15 protein-coding genes and 1 pseudogene are annotated in these 18,115 nt (G+C 41.2%); 10 read left to right on the top strand and 6 right to left on the bottom strand.

The features are described from left to right. Positions 1-149: 149 nt before the first annotated feature. Both galU and R7P69_RS18970 read right to left on the bottom strand, forming a co-directional pair. Positions 150-1,022, bottom strand: a complete 873-nt coding sequence (gene galU, locus R7P69_RS18975; protein WP_238952127.1) for a UTP--glucose-1-phosphate uridylyltransferase GalU — start codon at positions 1,020-1,022, stop codon at positions 150-152. Between the two features lie 159 nt (positions 1,023-1,181). After that, positions 1,182-1,826 (bottom strand): LuxR C-terminal-related transcriptional regulator, encoded by a 645-nt coding sequence (locus R7P69_RS18970; RefSeq protein ID WP_005381237.1) that lies wholly within the window; start codon positions 1,824-1,826, stop codon positions 1,182-1,184. Positions 1,827-2,103: 277 nt separating this feature from the next. Here R7P69_RS18970 and R7P69_RS18965 point away from each other — a divergent pair, with 277 nt between their 5' ends. The 5 genes from R7P69_RS18965 to R7P69_RS18945 all read left to right on the top strand — a co-directional run bounded on the left by R7P69_RS18965 (position 2,104) and on the right by R7P69_RS18945 (position 8,483). Next, entirely contained in the window at positions 2,104-2,643 is a 540-nt protein-coding gene (locus R7P69_RS18965) for a single-stranded DNA-binding protein (protein ID WP_005387798.1), read from the top strand. A gap of 175 nt (positions 2,644-2,818) precedes the next feature. Beyond that, positions 2,819-4,141 (top strand): tyrosine-type recombinase/integrase, encoded by a 1,323-nt coding sequence (locus R7P69_RS18960; RefSeq protein WP_318097648.1) that lies wholly within the window; start codon positions 2,819-2,821, stop codon positions 4,139-4,141. Positions 4,142-4,145: 4 nt separating this feature from the next. Next, positions 4,146-5,699, top strand: coding sequence for a site-specific integrase (locus tag R7P69_RS18955; protein WP_318097649.1), 1,554 nt, complete (start codon positions 4,146-4,148; stop codon positions 5,697-5,699). Further along, positions 5,692-8,058 (top strand): integrase, encoded by a 2,367-nt coding sequence (locus R7P69_RS18950; protein ID WP_318097651.1) that lies wholly within the window; start codon positions 5,692-5,694, stop codon positions 8,056-8,058. Before R7P69_RS18955 ends, R7P69_RS18950 begins: the two co-directional genes overlap by 8 nt. Before the next feature lie 5 nt (positions 8,059-8,063). Next, positions 8,064-8,483, top strand: coding sequence for a hypothetical protein (locus R7P69_RS18945; RefSeq protein ID WP_318097653.1), 420 nt, complete (start codon positions 8,064-8,066; stop codon positions 8,481-8,483). A gap of 148 nt (positions 8,484-8,631) precedes the next feature. Here the strand turns inward: R7P69_RS18945 and R7P69_RS18940 are convergent. Next, positions 8,632-9,161, bottom strand: a pseudogene (locus R7P69_RS18940) (IS5 family transposase); the annotation flags it as partial. 182 nt (positions 9,162-9,343) lie between these two features. Here R7P69_RS18940 and R7P69_RS18935 point away from each other — a divergent pair. Both R7P69_RS18935 and R7P69_RS18930 read left to right on the top strand, forming a co-directional pair. Further along, positions 9,344-11,329, top strand: coding sequence for a hypothetical protein (locus R7P69_RS18935; protein WP_318121649.1), 1,986 nt, complete (start codon positions 9,344-9,346; stop codon positions 11,327-11,329). A 31-nt stretch (positions 11,330-11,360) separates the two neighbouring features. Next, positions 11,361-11,732: a hypothetical protein gene (locus tag R7P69_RS18930; RefSeq protein ID WP_318097657.1), complete on the top strand. Its 372-nt coding sequence runs from the start codon at positions 11,361-11,363 to the stop codon at positions 11,730-11,732. Between the two features lie 160 nt (positions 11,733-11,892). Here the strand turns inward: R7P69_RS18930 and R7P69_RS18925 are convergent, their stop codons facing one another. From R7P69_RS18925 to R7P69_RS18915, 3 genes are all read right to left on the bottom strand, one after another. After that, positions 11,893-12,285: a hypothetical protein gene (locus R7P69_RS18925; RefSeq protein ID WP_318097659.1), complete on the bottom strand. Its 393-nt coding sequence runs from the start codon at positions 12,283-12,285 to the stop codon at positions 11,893-11,895. Positions 12,286-12,407: 122 nt separating this feature from the next. Continuing rightward, positions 12,408-13,502, bottom strand: coding sequence for a hypothetical protein (locus R7P69_RS18920; RefSeq protein WP_318097661.1), 1,095 nt, complete (start codon positions 13,500-13,502; stop codon positions 12,408-12,410). A gap of 466 nt (positions 13,503-13,968) precedes the next feature. Next, complete coding sequence (locus R7P69_RS18915; protein ID WP_318097664.1) at positions 13,969-14,529, bottom strand: hypothetical protein; 561 nt, start codon at positions 14,527-14,529, stop codon at positions 13,969-13,971. A 126-nt stretch (positions 14,530-14,655) separates the two neighbouring features. Between R7P69_RS18915 and R7P69_RS18910 the strand changes: the two genes are divergently transcribed. From R7P69_RS18910 to csrD, 3 genes are all read left to right on the top strand, one after another. Beyond that, positions 14,656-14,904, top strand: a complete 249-nt coding sequence (locus R7P69_RS18910) for a helix-turn-helix domain-containing protein (RefSeq protein WP_318121648.1) — start codon at positions 14,656-14,658, stop codon at positions 14,902-14,904. A gap of 351 nt (positions 14,905-15,255) precedes the next feature. Beyond that, entirely contained in the window at positions 15,256-15,495 is a 240-nt protein-coding gene (locus R7P69_RS18905) for a helix-turn-helix domain-containing protein (protein ID WP_318097680.1), read from the top strand. 604 nt (positions 15,496-16,099) lie between these two features. Continuing rightward, positions 16,100-18,109 carry an RNase E specificity factor CsrD gene (gene csrD, locus R7P69_RS18900; RefSeq protein WP_005381201.1) on the top strand — a complete coding sequence of 670 codons (2,010 nt, stop codon included), beginning with the start codon at positions 16,100-16,102 and terminating at the stop codon, positions 18,107-18,109. Positions 18,110-18,115 lie beyond the last annotated feature (6 nt).

The following is an 18,115-nucleotide window of genomic DNA, read 5'->3' as shown; positions in this document are numbered from 1 at the left end:
CGTTTTTGCTCTATGTATAACCAAGTGGGGCAAGTATTACATAGTGTGAGAAATGTGCAAAGAAAATTACTGGATAAAAAAACAGTAAAGTAAAAAGCCCAGCGTTGTGCTGGGCTTTCGATACAGTAATTTCGTACTACGACGATGCTTTATACAGCTTTTTGTGTTGCGTGCTTACCTAGCTCAGAGGTTTTTTCATCTTTTAGATACAGGTTTTCAAAACAATAGTTAGTTGCTTCGATGTAACCTTCAACGCTACCACAGTCAAAGCGTTTGCCCTTGAATTTGTAAGCCAATACACAGCCCGCTTTTGCTTGTTTTAGCAGCGCGTCAGTGATTTGAATTTCACCACCTTTACCAGGTTCAGTGTTTTCAATCAGTTCAAAAATATCGGGAGTCAGGATGTAGCGGCCAATGATAGCAAGGTTGCTAGGCGCCGTGCCTTTCTCTGGTTTTTCTACCATGTCGTCTACGCGGTAGATGTCGTCTTTGATCATTTCACCAGAGATAACGCCGTATTTGTGTGTTTCTTCGGCTGGTACTTCTTGCACTGCAACGATAGAACAGCGGAACTGCTTAAATAGTGACACCATCTGAGCCAGTACGCCCTCTTGCTCGTTCACACAAAGGTCATCAGCAAGAACAACAGCAAATGGCTCATCACCTACCAATTCTCGTCCAGTTAGAATCGCGTGGCCCAAGCCTTTCATTTCGCGTTGACGTATATAAGTGAAGTTTGCAGATTCAATGATTTCACGGATATCTACCAACAGCTCTTCTTTGTTGGTACCGCTAATCTGATGTTCCAGTTCGTAGTTCTTATCAAAGTGGTCCATGATCGAGTGCTTGCCACGACCTGTCACAATACACATGCCGTTCATACCAGCTTGGATTGCTTCTTCGACACCGTATTCAATAAGCGGTTTGTTCACGACTGGCATCATCTCTTTTGGCATAGATTTCGTTGCCGGTAGGAAGCGTGTGCCATAGCCTGCAGCAGGGAACAGACATTTTTTTATCATTGGGGGAATATCCTATCTCGTTTTTATCAAGAATCTGCGCATAACTTTAACACGAGAGGTATCAATGAATCATGAATAAAGTAGGAAAAAATGTGAGACTCGGTGCGGAAAAAAGATGAGCGACTCGTCATTTCAGTTATCAGAGCCGCTCACATTGCATCAAGACATTAAGTTTTGGTCTGCCCAGGCGATTGCCTGTACTCGGTTCTTTACGGATAGCTTTTTGAATATCTGATACAAGTGCGATTTGATGGTGAATTCACTGACGAATAACTCCTCGGCCATCTGACTGTTCGAGGCGCCAGCTTGTAGGCAACGCAGTACTTGTAGCTCACGAATGGTTAGGTCTACCGTAGCTGGTGCAGTATGAGTATTAATGACATTGCGGTAATAGTGTAAAAGTTGACTGGTTACATTACGCGGCAGCCAGTTTTGACCGTTAACAATGCCTTTTAACCCTTCTCCAATTTGCTCTAGCGTATCTTCGGAATAAAACACACCTTTTAATTGACCAAATGAAAGAAGTTCATCCGTGGTTAGTCTTTTAGGCACGTTGAAGACAACGGTTTCAAAGTTTTTCCATACAAGAGGCAAGTTTTTGATCGATTGAACAAGTGATTTATGTTCACTGAAGTCGATCAGTAGAATTTTATTACGGTGTTGTGGCTTGGCTTCCATGAGTGCTGCGGTTGAAATCACCGGGATGCTCATATCAACGTACTTTTCGAGTGCCGCCACTTTTTTTTGCGCATTATCTTCCATACTGATCAGAAATAGCTTTCTTGCGTAAGCCGACTTTCTCACGTGTTCCAATCTCCCTGGGTTCATTAGAAGCCATAAACTGGCATTAAAGAGAGGCCATAACCATCGCTTTACTGAATAAATGCGTTCGAATTCAAAGCTTCACGAAACGATGTCTGCAACGCGAATCAAAAATGCTACACACGTAAGTTGAAATACGATTTGGGTTCTAGAGGGTGACTCAATAGATCACAATGGTATTAGACTTTAATCAAAACATTAAAGCGTGCTATTCTAATGCGCTAAAATTTTATATATCCAGAGTGAAACGGAGCACATCATGGCCAGCCGTGGAATTAACAAAGTTATTTTGGTGGGGAATCTAGGTAACGACCCTGAAATTCGTTACATGCCGAATGGCGGTGCAGTAGCAAACATTACTATTGCGACTTCTGATTCATGGCGTGATAAAGCGACTGGCGAACAGCGCGAAAAAACGGAATGGCACCGTGTTGTGTTGTTCGGCAAACTTGCGGAAGTAGCAGGTGAGTACTTGCGTAAAGGCTCTCAAGTCTACATTGAAGGGCAACTGCAAACTCGAAAATGGCAAGATCAAAGTGGCCAAGATCGCTACTCAACTGAAGTCGTTGTTCAAGGCTTCAATGGTGTGATGCAAATGCTTGGCGGTCGTGCTCAAGGTGGCGGCGCACCAATGGGCGGTCAACAGCAGCAACAAGGTGGATGGGGTCAGCCTCAACAGCCAGCTCAGCAGCAGTACAATGCGCCTCAGCAACAGCAACCACAACAACAGGCTCCGCAGCAACCACAGCAGCAGTACAATGAGCCACCAATGGATTTTGACGACGATATCCCGTTCTGACGATTACCCGAGACCTGATTTTGTTAAACTTTACAATTTGAATCAAGTATAACAATGGGTTAAGAGGAAAAGTTTACAGTAAGTGTTGTAACTTCTGTAAACTTTTTTTATGCTCGCCTTTTGTTTCGGTGTTACCTTGAGTTTTTGTTAATTTTTGGTGGATTTAAGGAGAAGTATGAAGGTAAAAGCATTTCAAATGTCGAGTGGGGAAAGCTATTCAATTCTTTTAGGTGAGGATGGTATGCCATTGCATTACCAAAACCTCTTTGTCACCCTGAATTACCGAAATAAATCCAAAGCAAGTAACACCTGCAATCGTGTTTTTGAGCACCTTTGCTTCCTGGAAGAAATTTGTCAGTTCGAAAAAATCGATCTAATTGAGCGATGCAAGACAGGCGACTTTCTGACAAGCAAGGATTTTGAAAACATCAAAAAACACTCAACATTTAAAGTGGCATCTTTCCGTGAAATGGTTGCTAGACATGAATCCTCTAATATCTTGAATATCAAGAAAAAGAAGCTCGAAACGGCAAGGGCAAATATCGTTGTTAATCCTGAGGGAAAAATCTCCCCGCACACTACCTACAACCGATTAACGGTATTTGCGCAATATATTGGTTGGTTAGAAAAAGAGTTATTTTCCTCTAAAGATTCCACGGCTGAATTTGAGCTGAAAAAGATTAGAGGAGACAAGTTTGGCACCAGCGATGAAGCCCTTGACTGGGGGGATTGGAAATCTTTAGAGCCAATAGAAAAAACCCGAGTGCTTGATCTTGTTCACCCAGACTCCTCTGAGAACCCGTGGAAGTCTGAATCGATTCGACATCGCAACCAACTCATCGTAAACATGTTTTTTGCCATAGGTTGTCGGCTTGGAGAGTTGCTTAAAATCAGAGTGAAAACCGACCACAATCAATCCGATATCAGGAAGCGCGACAAAGACGGGCGTTATTTCGTGATGATCCGCTCTAAAACTGACAACAGCGACAAACGCAAGCGTAGACCTGAAGGAAAGACTGTGGGGCGGTTTGTACCAATGGATAGACGCTTGGTAGAGATGTACGAAAACTACCTTATCCATCATCGCCCTAATGCTACTGGCTCTGAACATATCGAATATTTGTTCGTTACTCATCACCACAAAAAGAGAACCAATGCTGCTTTATCAATGGCTCAGGTACAGAAGGTTTTTCGTCAAATCGCTGCCGTTGTTGGTTTCAGGGTACACTCTCATGTAGGTCGCCATACGTGGAACGATGAATTCAGTGGTTTTGCAGATAAACGCATTGCTGAAGGCAAAACAACGGAAGCCAAGTCAGAAGCCGATAGGAAAAAACTAATGGGCTGGACAGATAACTCCAAGAGCGCAAAACGTTACTCCAAACGACATGATGATAAACGTGCCATGGAGATGGCATTAGACCTTCAAGAAGAAGAGTCAAACACCATAAGTTCAATCGTTCAGCAGAGAGATGAAGATGTCTGGGCAGGGGAATAAGAATTTGAATCACGACTTTGTTAATTTTGGTCTTGCTAACGAAAGCAAAGTAACGATATCCATGTCCCACAATGGCTTCGAGTTTGATTATCTATCTAACCGATGGACACTTAATCGGGACGTAACTGTATCTTTGGACTTCTTGGATACCTTTGTTCAACCGTTGCAGGATGATATTCGAGAAGCACTGGTATTTTATGCTGAAACTTCATCTGCTAAACACACCCAGAATATAGCCATTCAACTTAAGCTTTATCAAACGATAACAGGTCAAAATGACTTAACTGAACAGGGTTTTGCATCGTTTAAAAATGCACTACCGAAGAAGAAGTGGTACAAGGTATCGGTTGTAAGAGGAATGCTCCGCCAGATGCGGTTTCTAAAACTGGATAAACATATTGATGATGCAGTGTTTAAGCTGACTGACCAGTGGCGCTTGGGTGGCAATGATAAAGGGGTTGCAGTACTTACTCTCGACCCCGAAACTGGTCCATTCAGTGATTTAGAGTTTCAAGCAATCGGTTTAAATGCCGCGCATCGGTATGCCGAAGGAACACTGAGAACGGATGAGTATGCTTGTCTTTCGATGTTTAAAGCGTCGGGTCGTCGTGGTGTTCAGATTGCATCTATCAAGTGTAAAGACTTTTCTTACTCGTCTGAATATACGGGTTCTCCAGCATATGTGGTACTGATTCCTAGAGCAAAGGTTCGTAAAGGAAAGTTCCGTAGCATCCTAAAGCCTTATGCTTTAGTGAATTCGATTGCACAGATTGTGGAACTACATATCAAAGAGCAAACAGCTAAGGTGGAAGTGGCTTTAGGGCGGAAGATGACGTCTGAAGAAAAAGGTGAGCTGCCTTTGTTTATCGACGTTGGCACCATTAAAGAGATTCAACAAATAAAACCAGATGCCTTAATGGATTATCTTAAGTCTGAGCTACCTCATATTAAAACAGGTAACCTGACGAATAAGCTAAACAGTGCGGTCAAAAAGCTTAAAATCATCAGCGAACGAACTGGTGAGCCTTTAAAATCAACAGCCTACCGTTTTCGCTACACCCTGGGTACACGTGCTGCGAGGGAGGGGGCTGGTACGCTTACTATTGCCAACTTGCTTGACCAGTCTGATACGCAAAATGTAAAAGTGTATGTTGTTAACACCCCTGAACATGCAGTACATATCTCCAAAATTATGAACCAACCACTGGCTCGGTATGCTTCTGCGTTTGCTGGAAAACTAGTTGAGGATGAGGATGAAGCCAATGCAGAAAATGCAGGTGCGGCACGTATTCCTTGTCGTGAAAAAGATTGTGATGTTGGCTCCTGCGGTTCAAGCAGCTTTTGCCAAGATTATGCCCCTATTGCTTGTTATTTATGCCCTAAATTCCGCCCATGGGTACATGCCCCTCACCACCTGATCCTCGAATGGTTAGTCGAAGAGCGAGAACGATTAAAAGTGGACGCGAATGGTGACATGCAAATCGTCTCAATCAATGACAATGCCATCCTCGCTGTATGCCAAGTAATCCAGTTATGTAGGGAGCATAACAATGGCTGATGTATTGATTTTTAAGCCTAAGTACGAGCTTGAACATACTAAAAACCAAGTCGATTTCATCGAGTTCGGACGTTATATTGCGCCATTAAACGATGAGTATGTCTACGATAAAAACTACTGGTCTAAAGTAGGTAACTTCACCATTTTCGGTGCTAATAGCCGAAAAAAAAATTCCGATGAGTTGCTGGATGAATCTTTAATCCCCTTTGCAAAAGCCTACGTTACCTATGGAGGGGGAACCAAAGCAGGCATCAACGTTAAATTCCAAGCCTTGCGCGCAATCAATGCAGGCTGGCAGCGGTTACATAAGGGTGAAGATTTTGAAACCACTAAGCTTACTGAAAAAGTTTTCGATGACGCTCAACGAGCGGCTAAAGAATCGTTAAGTCCAGGGGCTGCGTATCAGGCAGGGTGTGGATTAAACGACCTGCTCAAGTTCTTGATTGATCATAAATTATTGAAGCCATTTACGTGGAAGAGTGGACTCAAAAAACCTGCTGACAATGCAACGGGTGATGATGCTGACAAGAGACGGCAGGACAAAATGCCCGACGAGAATGCATTATTGGCACTAGCTTCTGTTAATGCACAAAAGGTGGAAGACTTAAGTCCTAGGGATATATTCACAACATCTACCATTACCTTGCTGCTGGCTGCCCCAAACCGAGGTTCAGAACCGTTATATTTGCTTTCTGACCCCATTCATACCGATGAGCTGAAAGTTTGGGAAGTGCTTAAAAAGGATGGTTTTACTAAAAATGATGTGAAGGAAATTCTTAAATACCAAAAAGAGAACAAAATTGTTTTTGAGGATACTGAAGGGGTTGTATTTGACGACTCTGGTAATGTCATAGAAGACTCTCAGGATGCTGATGACGAAGAGCTAGACCTCGCTGCTACCATCCAGATTAAGGGAATAAAGTGGTATTCAGGTAAGGATTTTGGTCACGCGCACAAGTGGATTCCCACGTGTATGTATGGTGTTGTGGATACAGCTGTAGAGCGTTTGCGAGCACTGTCAGAGCCAGCACGAAAGTTTGCAAAGATGCTAGAAGAGAGTTCATGTTTCCCGAGGCACGAGCTTTGCCCAGATGTGCCTGAAGACCAACTTCTGACGATGGACGAGTCTGCGATGGCACTAGGATTGAATATGTCCACGTATGGCGACCTCTCTAATGCAAAAAATCGCAAAAAGTGGCATACAGCCAGAAACCAGCTTTTAAAGCGTAAGGGCATTTTACGAAAAGATTACCTAGTTACGCTCCTAGATTTGAACTTAATCCTCAGGAAAGACCTTCCAGAGGGATTTCCTTACATACCGTTTGATAACGGTAATGGATATGTGAAAGTTAAATGGTCAGAGGCTTTGTATGCTGGCTTTGCTAATGGCTTAGACACTGTAAAATCAAACATTCTTACGGAGTTGCATATTCCGACCATTAACACGTTGAACGAAGACCTTGCGCCTACGAAAAAAAAGAACAGGACAACAGGTGAACTATCAACAGGTTCGCTTTCAGTTTTCCAGCGTTGGGAACATGGAAACTTGAGCATGACCTCACACCAGGTTCGTCATATGTTGGACACCATGGCGGCAGTCAATGGTATGGATGGAGAGCAACGAGCGAACTGGGCGATGCGTAGTGACCCTAGGCACAATCGTTATTACGACCACACAACTCCTGAGGAATATGGTGCTGACTTTATTGAAGACCGAGAAAAAGAGCTTGTCTCACAGGGCTTGATGGACAACCCAACAACAGGCACTACACAAATTCAGGTGCAGGTTGCGACCCCACGAACACTGCAAGAGCTGAACACGAAGGCGGCTTTAACAGCGCATACAAACGAGTTTGGCATGTGTGTGACGTCCTACATGGCAGAACCTTGCACTAAATACCGCGACTGTATTAATTGCGACCAGCAAGTTTGTGAAAAAGGAGACGACGGTAAATGTGAGCGCATTCGTAAGCGTCTAAAAGATGAAAAAAGACTTCTCAAAATGGACAAAAAAGCGGTTGATGATGGAGTTCAGGGAGCTTTGCAGTTCTATGAACGCAGGAAAATAACCACAGACCGCTGTGAGCAACTGCTTACCATGATGGAAGACCCAAGTATTGAGGAAGGCTCCCTCATAAGACTCCTCAATGTTGAGGATGTAACGCAACTGGATCGTGCAATGGATGCTAATGGTAAGAAGCGTTTGCCTAAGATTGAAAACTTCCAGCGCATCAAGGCAGCCCAGCAGGTTACGGTTGATGAAATGATTGGGATTGATAGTAATCCAGAGTCAGCGATTGACGATGAACTGTTTGAGGCTTTAGAGGATATGGATTGCATGGACTTTTTCGAGGACTGATTGTTGTGGCTAAACATTTAACGGATAAAGATGTAAGTAACGTTTGTGAGCTTTTGGATGATTGGCCTATGGACTCCAAACTTACATGGGATAGATTGGTAGAGGCTGTGGAACACGATTACAAGCTTTCCACCACTAGGCAAACACTGCAAAAGCAGGTACGTATCAAGAACGCATTTACCGAGGTGAAGAGGCTTGTTTCGGGTAATTCTCCTAAGGCTGTTGCTGCACGCAACAGACACCTGCCATCCAGTTTGAAGGCAGCTGCTGATCAATTGGAAAAACGCGAGCGAACCATTGCGCGGCTTGAGGTCGAGAACAGTAAACTTCTTGAGCAATTCCACACTTGGTTGTACAACGCCACCCAGCATGGAATTACGATTGAGCAACTAAACCAACCATTGGAAACTAAGCAAGAAAAGTGAGTGTTCATGAGTAAAGCAACTAAGGAATTTCAAGGCTCGCAAGCTGATGAAATCTTAGCTAAATCATGTCATGGAAAGAAACACAGTCTGCCACTAATGTGGCAGCAATGAGCTGTGGTGAAAAACCAAATAGAACAGAAGTCTCTAACGGAAGCGCCTCACTATCACCGACATTAACCAAGCTCACTTCAGCACCGATGACTTCATGTGTATTTACATCGACAGCATGATGAGGTTGCGCCATGCTCTGCGCTTTTCATTGCCGTGGTTTTTGACTTTCCATTCTCCTTCTCCAAGGACTTTAAGACCTGTAGAGTCAATGGCTATATGGCGGATGCTGCCTTTAGACTTATTGCGATACCGAACTTGCACCGTCTTTGACCGTTTGCTGATACATGTGTAATCAGGAGAAGTGAGCGACACATCCATCAGTTTAAAAATGGAGTCGATAAAACCTTGAAACGCACGAAGCGGAAGACAGAAAATACCTTTTATCATAAGGGTAGTTTCGATAGCAGCATCTGAGTATTGGAAACCTCTACCTCGTTTCCAGTGATGCGTTGTACATATCCAAGCTTCAATGGCAGAGTCGTCAATCCCAAAAGTCACACTACCACGTTGGCATAATGCACGGTTGTACTCGCTCCAGTTTGTGATTTTAGCTTTTGACTTACCCATTACTTCGCTCGTTCAATCATTGATATAAAATCAGATCGCAACGAACTAGAAAGGTTCAATTCGATTTGAGCAACAACGCCGTTTGAAAGTACGTTTAAAGTGTTCTATAAATATTGAACAACACCTTGCGGGTTTAGATCATTAATTTCACAAATCGACTGGTCAAACATCAAGGATGAGCTATGAAAAATATTTATATTTCAAATAAAATATTCACTTCGGCAATATTGACTTGCTTACTACTTGTATCTGGCTGTACTGATGAAATTCAACAGATAGCTGAGAAACAAAGAATTGAAGCAAAATGGGAAGCGGTCAACATTACAGAAAAAACCTTGAAGTCGAAAGCAATAGATCAGGGCTACGATGTTTCAGTCTTCCTTTCATCTAAAGACATTTCAGCTCTATTAAATCAACTCTATAAAACTAGAGTTATATACAACAAAGATGGTGACTTCAAAGGTTGGGGAGTGGTTGTAGATAGTGCCGTATTATCTACAACTGACGGCGAATCCAACGTTTTTCTTGACCTTTCAGTTTATGACAATGAAAAGAAGTTCCGAGGAACTCTTGAGTTGGAGGCTTTGTTACTACTTTCACATTTAGAAAGAAATGATGATAGTAATCATACAAATGTTTTTTTTGGATTTAAACCTACAAAGATAACTCCTAAGATTCGATGGTGGCAATTTTGGTTATCTTTACCATCTACAGTTAATGAGTTGATTGTTGATTTGTTGGAAGTTAAAGAAGGAGAAGGTTTTTTATTGCCTGTTGCAGTGCCAAATCAAATTTCCAAACAGCTTGGTTCAGAATTAACTGAAGAAATTCAACATCTAAATGACAAAGATGAAGTGATTGGAACCACTATTCTCAAAATTAATGTTCCGAACACGGAAGTAGTGAAGTATTTTAATTTAGTCTCACCTGTATTCTTGAAAGAGGGGATATGGCTTGCTTTAGATCTAGATTCACAGGAAAATGAATTGCCAACATTTGAAAGACCTGATGGCACTATTGAAGAGCTTAACGAAGATGTGACGAATAAATTGGCTCAAATAAGCCTTTTGAAACAAAGCATTATTTTTGATATGAGCAAAAGTGGCTCAATATTTTCGAAAAAAGTTATCGAAAATTTTCTCGATTTATTTGACGAACTTCCTCCCGAAAATAAAAAGATTAGCATCGCAAGTACTCGTAATACGGGGGAGTTTAGTAAAACTAATTGGCATGATGATGTTCTAGGTAAAGGCGGGTTTTATGTTAAATTTGTTGATGATAAATCTATCCAAGCTTCCGTTTCATTAGGCAAAATTGAATCGAATTGGGATACCCCTGACAAGCTATCCTTTAATGTGACTACTTCAGTACAAGCTACTGCAAAGATTCATGCTCATGTTGATCCATTAATTGGTGGTGGAGTTGGTACATCTGTAGGATTAAAAGGCAAGTCACGAGGAGAGTTTGGAGGGAGCTTAAATATGATGATTGACCAATTCCAATCAGAAAATCTGTTCATATTGATGCCATTTATGGAATGTAAATCTATTCCTATTACGGTTAAAACTGATGGGAGGCTTAAGTTTTCTGGAGGTTGGGTAAGTGTTCCTTCGATTGGTGTTACGATTGAGCAACTTGTTAATGAAGAACCGAATGAACCTATCGTAATGGTAAGTTCACTTCCCAATGCTTTTGCCTTAAACGAAACACGAAAAGGTGCTGAAAAAAGTGATTTAACAGTAACCTTTCCCAATAATTTCTTATCTAGCAAGTTTAAAAATCTAATGTATAACGCCAGTGCAAGCAGTATGAGTGTAAGTTATGAGATTGAATTAGAGCAGTTTGATTCAAAGGATAAATTTGATGCGCTACAGATTAGATCAAAGAAAATAATAGACGAATATATAAAAGCAAAATTATCGAAAACAAAGAATTGCCCAGACTCTGACTCTATAGCCGTACACCTTGGTCCATTAGAGTTTGGCGAAAATAACGAATTGGTCAAATTTATAAAAGCTCTTGGAAAATCAGCTGAAGAGCTAAAAAAGCTGCTTGAAAAGGCTGGTGCAGAAGCATCCATAGGTAAAGTAGATGAATGGCTTAAAAACCCAGAGGATTCGGCTAAAAGGGGTTGTGTAGGCAGGCTTCTCCGCGGAAAGTCTTGCTAAGTGATTTTAATAAAGCTACGTTTTTTATTTTATGAGACATCGCAACTTTAAAAGGCTGGTACACAGAGCGTACATAGCATATTTTTGTTTATTCGTCAGTTTTGGGTTAGAGGCTAAAGTCTGCAAAGAGGTCGATGACGATTGGAAGTGGTTTAGCGATCATGCAGTCGGCACCATCAAATATGCAGTAGCAATGCCGAAAGGAGAAAAAATAATTGTAGGCACAGGTATTATGCTTCTTGGTAAACCAAGAGGAAGTATTTATGAAGGTGTTAAACCTTTTGATATTGTTGCGTATGGCTTCGGAGCGCTTCACATCCGTTCACACAGTGGCAAACCTATTCGAGTATGCGTAGATTCTGGTGAAGTTACCGCCTTAAAATTGTATGAAATGGAGTTCTAGTTAAAATGTTGATTAAAAGCGTATACAGGTATTAAATTAAATACATTAGCGCAAACCAACTCAGTTATTTAGCTAGTCTTTAACCTATAACATGTCTCGAAGGCCTTATCTCATGTCAGAAAGTAAAAAACGCACTAGGTGTTTTTTTACTTTCTGACAGCTAATCTTCAGTGGTTCTGTTTAGCTTCTTGTTTAGCTTTTGGTCATTCTCTTTATTCGCTAAATCCGTTATGAAGTTAATGTTTGATGCTATCACGCTATAAATGCAAAACAACTGAGCATATACAAGACAAAGCAAAATACAAAGCCCAATAAACGAAAATAGTTCAGGCACTTCTAGATACAAGCTTGTATTTACCAAAAACGGTTTCATAGAAATGCCAATCAACAGTATCGCCAGTATTACAGCCGAGATAACTACTACACCAACCAACAACTGCACACGTTTTTTGTCTTCTTCGGGGAAGATCGCAGACGAACTTGGTTGAATAACCTTACGCATGGCTTGCGGGTAAATGTAAGCAATCCAGATCCCCATAATAGTAAAAATCATAGCTGATCCGTTTTGCAATGTGCTCACTACAGGTAATAGGTCGCTGTAAGTTATGTCACCTTTGAAAAACCAACTAACTAAAGCTATGAAGCACGCTAATGTGACATGCCAAATCAAGGTCTTCATTGTCCAACCGCTTCTTCTTGTTCTTCCTCAAAAAACGCTGACAATAACTTACCGCGCTTAAACTCCATTGCCTTAAACAAACGCTCTGTTGTGTAATGCCCAGTGTCATCGCGACCACCACCTGCTAAGTCATTCACAGGCAAAACGCTTTTAACAACGAAGTTATCTAACCAGACAACTCCTGAGTTTTCTTTCTTGAAGCCAATATTTCTCCATTCATCACCGCCTGCGTACTCTCGCTCGTAAAGCTCAATTAGGTCTTTCAACTCTTTTACTGTCGGCTTAGCCTCTATGTTTACCTCTACTCTTCGGTTTGCTCTCGTAACTTGGCTTGAAACAAAGGGTAGACCTTTGAATAAGTTAGTCCAACCGTTTTGCTGTAATACCTGAGCACTAATTACGTCACGTTTAACGAAGTGCGTGATTTCACCTGTCAGACCTTCCAAATCAGCTTCTGTAGTAGGCTTCTTAAACTGTTCAGAATAAGCCTGAAACCATAAGTTGCCTTTCTCGCCTTGTTTAGTCGGAGCAAACGAAATAGACAGGTACTTACCCTTACCGCCTTTGCGTTCTTTCTCTACGACATTTCTTTGCCTGAAGTCACTATGTAGCTCTACATAGTCACGCATGAATCTGTTCATAATCTCTGTATCAGCAACAGAGTTAGGAAAACGAATAGAGGCGAAAATATCTAACGATGGAATAAACCAGTAATAAGCGGCTTCACCCCAAATAACACGATCTTCACCAACATTATCGTCAGCATTGTAAAGGTTATTGTCTTCTAACCCAGCATCAGCCTTAATGCCATATACACCATTTCCCTGACCAATAGCGCGCCAAAGGATAAGCATGTAATCGCCTGTTTCTTCATTATGCTCTATTGCCTTCAAATACACTTTTTTACGGTTACCATAGCCTACGGTTTGGTCATCCCAAAGCAGCGTATCTTCTAAAGAGATCCTGTCTTGAAACCATTTATGTAAGGAGTTAAGCATTACATCCATGCCCAAAGGTTCGAAGTAATTATCCCCACGACGAGCAAACCCCAAAGACTTGTATTTGAAAAATGTAACCAAACCTTCGCTCATAAAAAACTCCCTTTATTATTAGGGTTACAGTAAATCACAGACTTTGTTTAACTCAAAACTATAAGGCTAAAAAGTGTTACGTTTGAAGTTACTACTGCCAATCTGTTCCATATTTCAGATGGTTAAATAGTGTTTTTATCGCTATTGACTTGGATGGGGTTAAGTTATGAAACTGAGAAAATATAAAGCAATGCATGTAAGTGGTTGAGATGGAAGCATATAGGAACGTAAGTCCTATGAAGCTCTAACTAGATATGACTATTTTCCTAATCAAAAATCGGTGATTAATAGTGAGTAAGAACAATCAATGCAGAAAATGAAATAGACCATCCTGCAACTAGCCAACCTGAAAAATCTATTTTTGCGATCTTTCCTGATGCCACGGTTGCTAAACGAATCATGATTTGCAAAGTACAATATGCAAATATTAGAGATGATAGTGTTAAACCCAAAAGATGCATGATGCTCACAAACTAACTTCGTTTGAAGAACTCAGTATATTTATTGTCAGTGTGAACGCATTCAACATTCCATTTAGTTTTGCGGTTTCAAAATTCACTTTTTTCTTCCTTTCTGCAACCATTTCTTTAAGGGAAGGGAAACATTCACCTAAGTTTTTATAAGCTTCTTCTTCTCCAGCCAGTTCGATTTTTTTTGTTTGTAAACAGTCGATCTGTGCTTGAACGTGATCAATCATATTTGCTATTTCATCAGAAATATCACTACTTTCTGATGAGAGAGGATTGGCGCGACAGCCCAGTAGCAATACGGTCTTTTTGTCATTGCCCCACACTTTCACAAACTCAGGATTTTTGTCGCGATTAGGTGACAGTTGCAATAAGAGATTTTGCTTCTTTAGTCTGCATATTTGTCGGTAAGCTATTTTTCTCAACTCTTTTTCATCAACCTTCTCATAACCTAGATCTCTTTGCTTGATGCTTGCTACAAAGTCGTTCAGCGTAATCTTTTCATCACTTAACAGATCGTTGTAAATACTGAAAAATGGTTCTCGCAATCGTACAGTCATTTTTGATACCGAAATAACACACAGCCCCACCCAATATAATGGGTTGATAAAGAGAGGTCAACGTGAAAAAACGGACAGAGAAAATCACAGTTACCCAGAAATAACTTAAAAATAATGAATAAGATAGTGCGTGAGTTTGCAAAGAATCTGCACAAGCAGAGGGTTAAAAAGAAGATCTCGCAAGAAAAGTTAAGTTTAGCATGTGGATTTAACAAAAAATTAGTTGGTATGCTTGAGCGTAGCGAACAGCGAATAACACTTGAGAAGGTATATATACTTGCAGCCCACTTGAACTGCTCAATTTACGATTTACTGCCGAGTGAGGATCCTAAACATATTGAAGCGATGATCCAAGTGGATAAGCAATCAGAATAGCCACGGTAAGCCTACACTAACGCTAGTCTCGCCAAGCTAAGTATTGTTCTTCAATGGCACTTTTTGAGTGCAAGCCCTGTTGTTTTCCATACTTAAGGTGATTGATTAGGAAATGATTTTCGATTATCCAAAATTCAGTTTTGTCTAACATCGAGCTGGCTACGGTGGTTAGCTCAAATCTGCGTCAAAACGTTTTGGCAACCTCTTACCTGTTACTTTTTAACCACAAATATTTAATTACGCTCAAAGCCCCCGTACAAAACTAAAATATACCCTGTAGAGTGTATTTTATATGTATACCCTCTAGAGTATATAATGCGTACTATCTCCATGCATAACTAGGGTATTATGATGTTAGTTAACACTCCAGCAGCTATTGGCAATGCACTACGCGAAGCCCGAAAAGAAAGTGGGTTAAAGCAAGCAGAACTTGGTATGCGACAAGCAACAGTGTCTAGTTTTGAAAGTAATCCTGAAAAATCCACCATCGAAACTCTATTTAAGCTTCTGAATATCAATGAGCTAGAACTACATATTGTAAAAAAAGGTATGAACGTTGCCGAAACAAAAGGAGTGGCTGACGAATGGTGAATCGACTTCATGCTTTCATGAGAGGCGTTATATGTGTCAAAGCATAGCAAACTAACAAAAACGACAAGGTTTGTTTTACTTTTTTAATCTGACAGAAACGTTTCTCTGATGGTACGAAACTGCCACACATCTGCCTTTAACGATTCGATTCTTCAAAGAACGGTTTTAATCAGGCTTTATTGTTCGCAGAATTTGTGAGGTTATACTGAATATCTAAAGTGGTAATTTTGTAAAGTTTAAGGTCTAACACTGAAAAATTTAACAAAAATGTTTACACTTTTGTTTTTTTTAGGGAGTAGTTGCTTAAAAAACAGCAATTTAGGTTGATGTTAGGTCCGTCAAGGTAAGCTCAACCGTTTTAAATTCTGCTTATGCTTGAATCGAAAAGGCCGCGAATATCGCGGCCTTTTTTATTGTCGCAATCTAATGATCTCACAGGCTTATCTTGGCAAGGTTAGGCGTAACAATAAAACTTATCAATGAGTGTGATTTTCTTTATGCTCCAGCCTCTCACTATCAGACTAATCCGATTGTTTGATGAACTCTTATCAAGTATAAATATTTCAATAAGGTATATGATGAATAAAAAAGGAATTTGGTATTCATGAGGTATACCCCAACTCTTAAGTTAAGCACACGGCTGGTGGCCTTTGTCACCATGATCGTTATCTGCGCCATGTTTATCTTGTTTGTCGGTGGCACCCTCTCTTTTAAACGTCTTGGGCAGGAATATCTCACCCATTATTTAGAAGGGATCGTAGAGGTGGTCGACAAGGAGATGGAAGATCCTGACGCCGCTTATTCTATGCAGCGCTGGATGCCGAAAATGCTACAGGCTTCCAATATTGTCGAAATGACGTTGTCGACCAACAACGCCGTTGTTTATCGCTTCAAAGATACTTCTCATCAAATGGAAGCGTCAGTCTTGTTTGAGGCTGAGTACCAGCTGACTCACAATCAAGATTACACGATTCACTTTAAAGCAATTCCCCCTTACTTAGGTTACAGCTACTCAATGCAGGCGCTTTGGTCGATCACGCTTGCCGTTATATTGATCATCTTCTGCTTAATGCGCGGCGTAGCATGGCTTAAGGAACAATTAGAAGGCTCCGAAATGCTCGAAGAGCGAGGCAGAATGATCCTGGCTGGTAGGGTGGAGCAGTATGCCAAAGGTGACAAAAAAGAATGGCCTTACACCGCCAGTGAAGCGCTCGATGTATTAATCGAAGAGTTACAAGATGCGCGTCAAGAGCGAAGCCGATTTGATACCTTTATTCGAACTCAAACCTTCCTTGATAAGCTAACCGGTACCGCTAACCGAGTGTTATTTGATAGCAAGTTGGAATCGGCGTTACTAGAAAGTGGGGCTCGCGGCGCCGTGTTGCTAGTGCGTATTCAAGACTGGAAACTGGTTGAAGAAGAGCAAGATAAGCAAATTACGGATGAGTTTATTGTTGAAGTTGGGAGTTTATTGTCCAATTTAGTTCAACGATACCCAGATGTTGTATTTTCCCGTTATTACGATGCTGATTTTGCGCTTTTTCTACCGCACCAAAGTGCGAAAGATGTGGCTAACCTTGCCTCGCAATGCATTCGCCAGTTAGAAAAGTTAATGCCGCCAGAGCCACTTGATCCAGACAACTGGTGCCATATTGGCATCACCACTTATAAAGAAGGTGAGCGACACAGCCAAATCATTGATGAAGCCGAGACTGCTTTGCGTAGTGCGCAACTACAAAATAACAATAATTGGAGTCGCTTCAAAAAATGGAACCACGATGAAGAAGCTCGCGGAAGTGTGAGGTGGAGAACGTTATTTGACACAGCACTTACACCTGAAAGTGTGATACTCTACGCACAATCTGTGCACCCAATAAGTGACGCGACGCATAAAAAATCATTATATGAAGAGTTAACATGTCGGATTCGCGATCCTGAGAATGGGATTGTTAAAGCGTCTCGGTTCATTTCTGCGATCAGACAGGTTGGTTATGAAGCGCAAATGGATAAGTCGGTTATTAATAAATTCTTAAGAGAGTTTAAGGATAATTTTGATAACTCAAGATCGTATGCGCTCAATTTGAATGTAACGCCATTTTCTAACCGAGAGTACTTTAAATGGTTTCGTGATGAACTCTTACAGTTGTCACGTGAGCAGAGAAAGTGTCTCAGTTTTGAGTTTGTTGAAGCACAATTTGTAAGACACTTAGACTTTATGCGACCAGTCGCTAAAATGCTGGCCGGTTTAGGGTGCCACTTAATGGTTGGGCAGGCTGGGCGTACCATCGTCAGCACTCACTATTTAAAAGAAGTGGACATTCGTTACCTTAAACTTCATCGCAGTTTAGTAGCAAAAATCGACCAACGACATGAAAACCAGCTATTTGTCCGCAGTATGCTAGGTGCGGCGGCAAACAGTAAAACTAAAATTATAGCAGTGGGAATTGAGAATCAGAACGAGCTCAACACATTAATTGAGCTCGGGGTTTATGGTGGGCAAGGGCGTTACTTTTCTGCGGAGCAGCAGTTTCTTCCTCGTCCCCAAGCGTTGCCGAATTCTCAATCAGAATCCCAAGTTAAATTGGGAAGACGAAATCGCTGGCGGAAAAAATAAAGATAA

Origin of the sequence: Vibrio sp. 661, assembly GCF_033339315.1 — a bacterium.
Lineage (GTDB): Bacteria > Pseudomonadota > Gammaproteobacteria > Enterobacterales > Vibrionaceae > Vibrio > Vibrio alginolyticus.
Note: the sequence above shows the minus strand (reverse complement) of the source record. Positions and strands in the feature narration are given on the sequence as shown.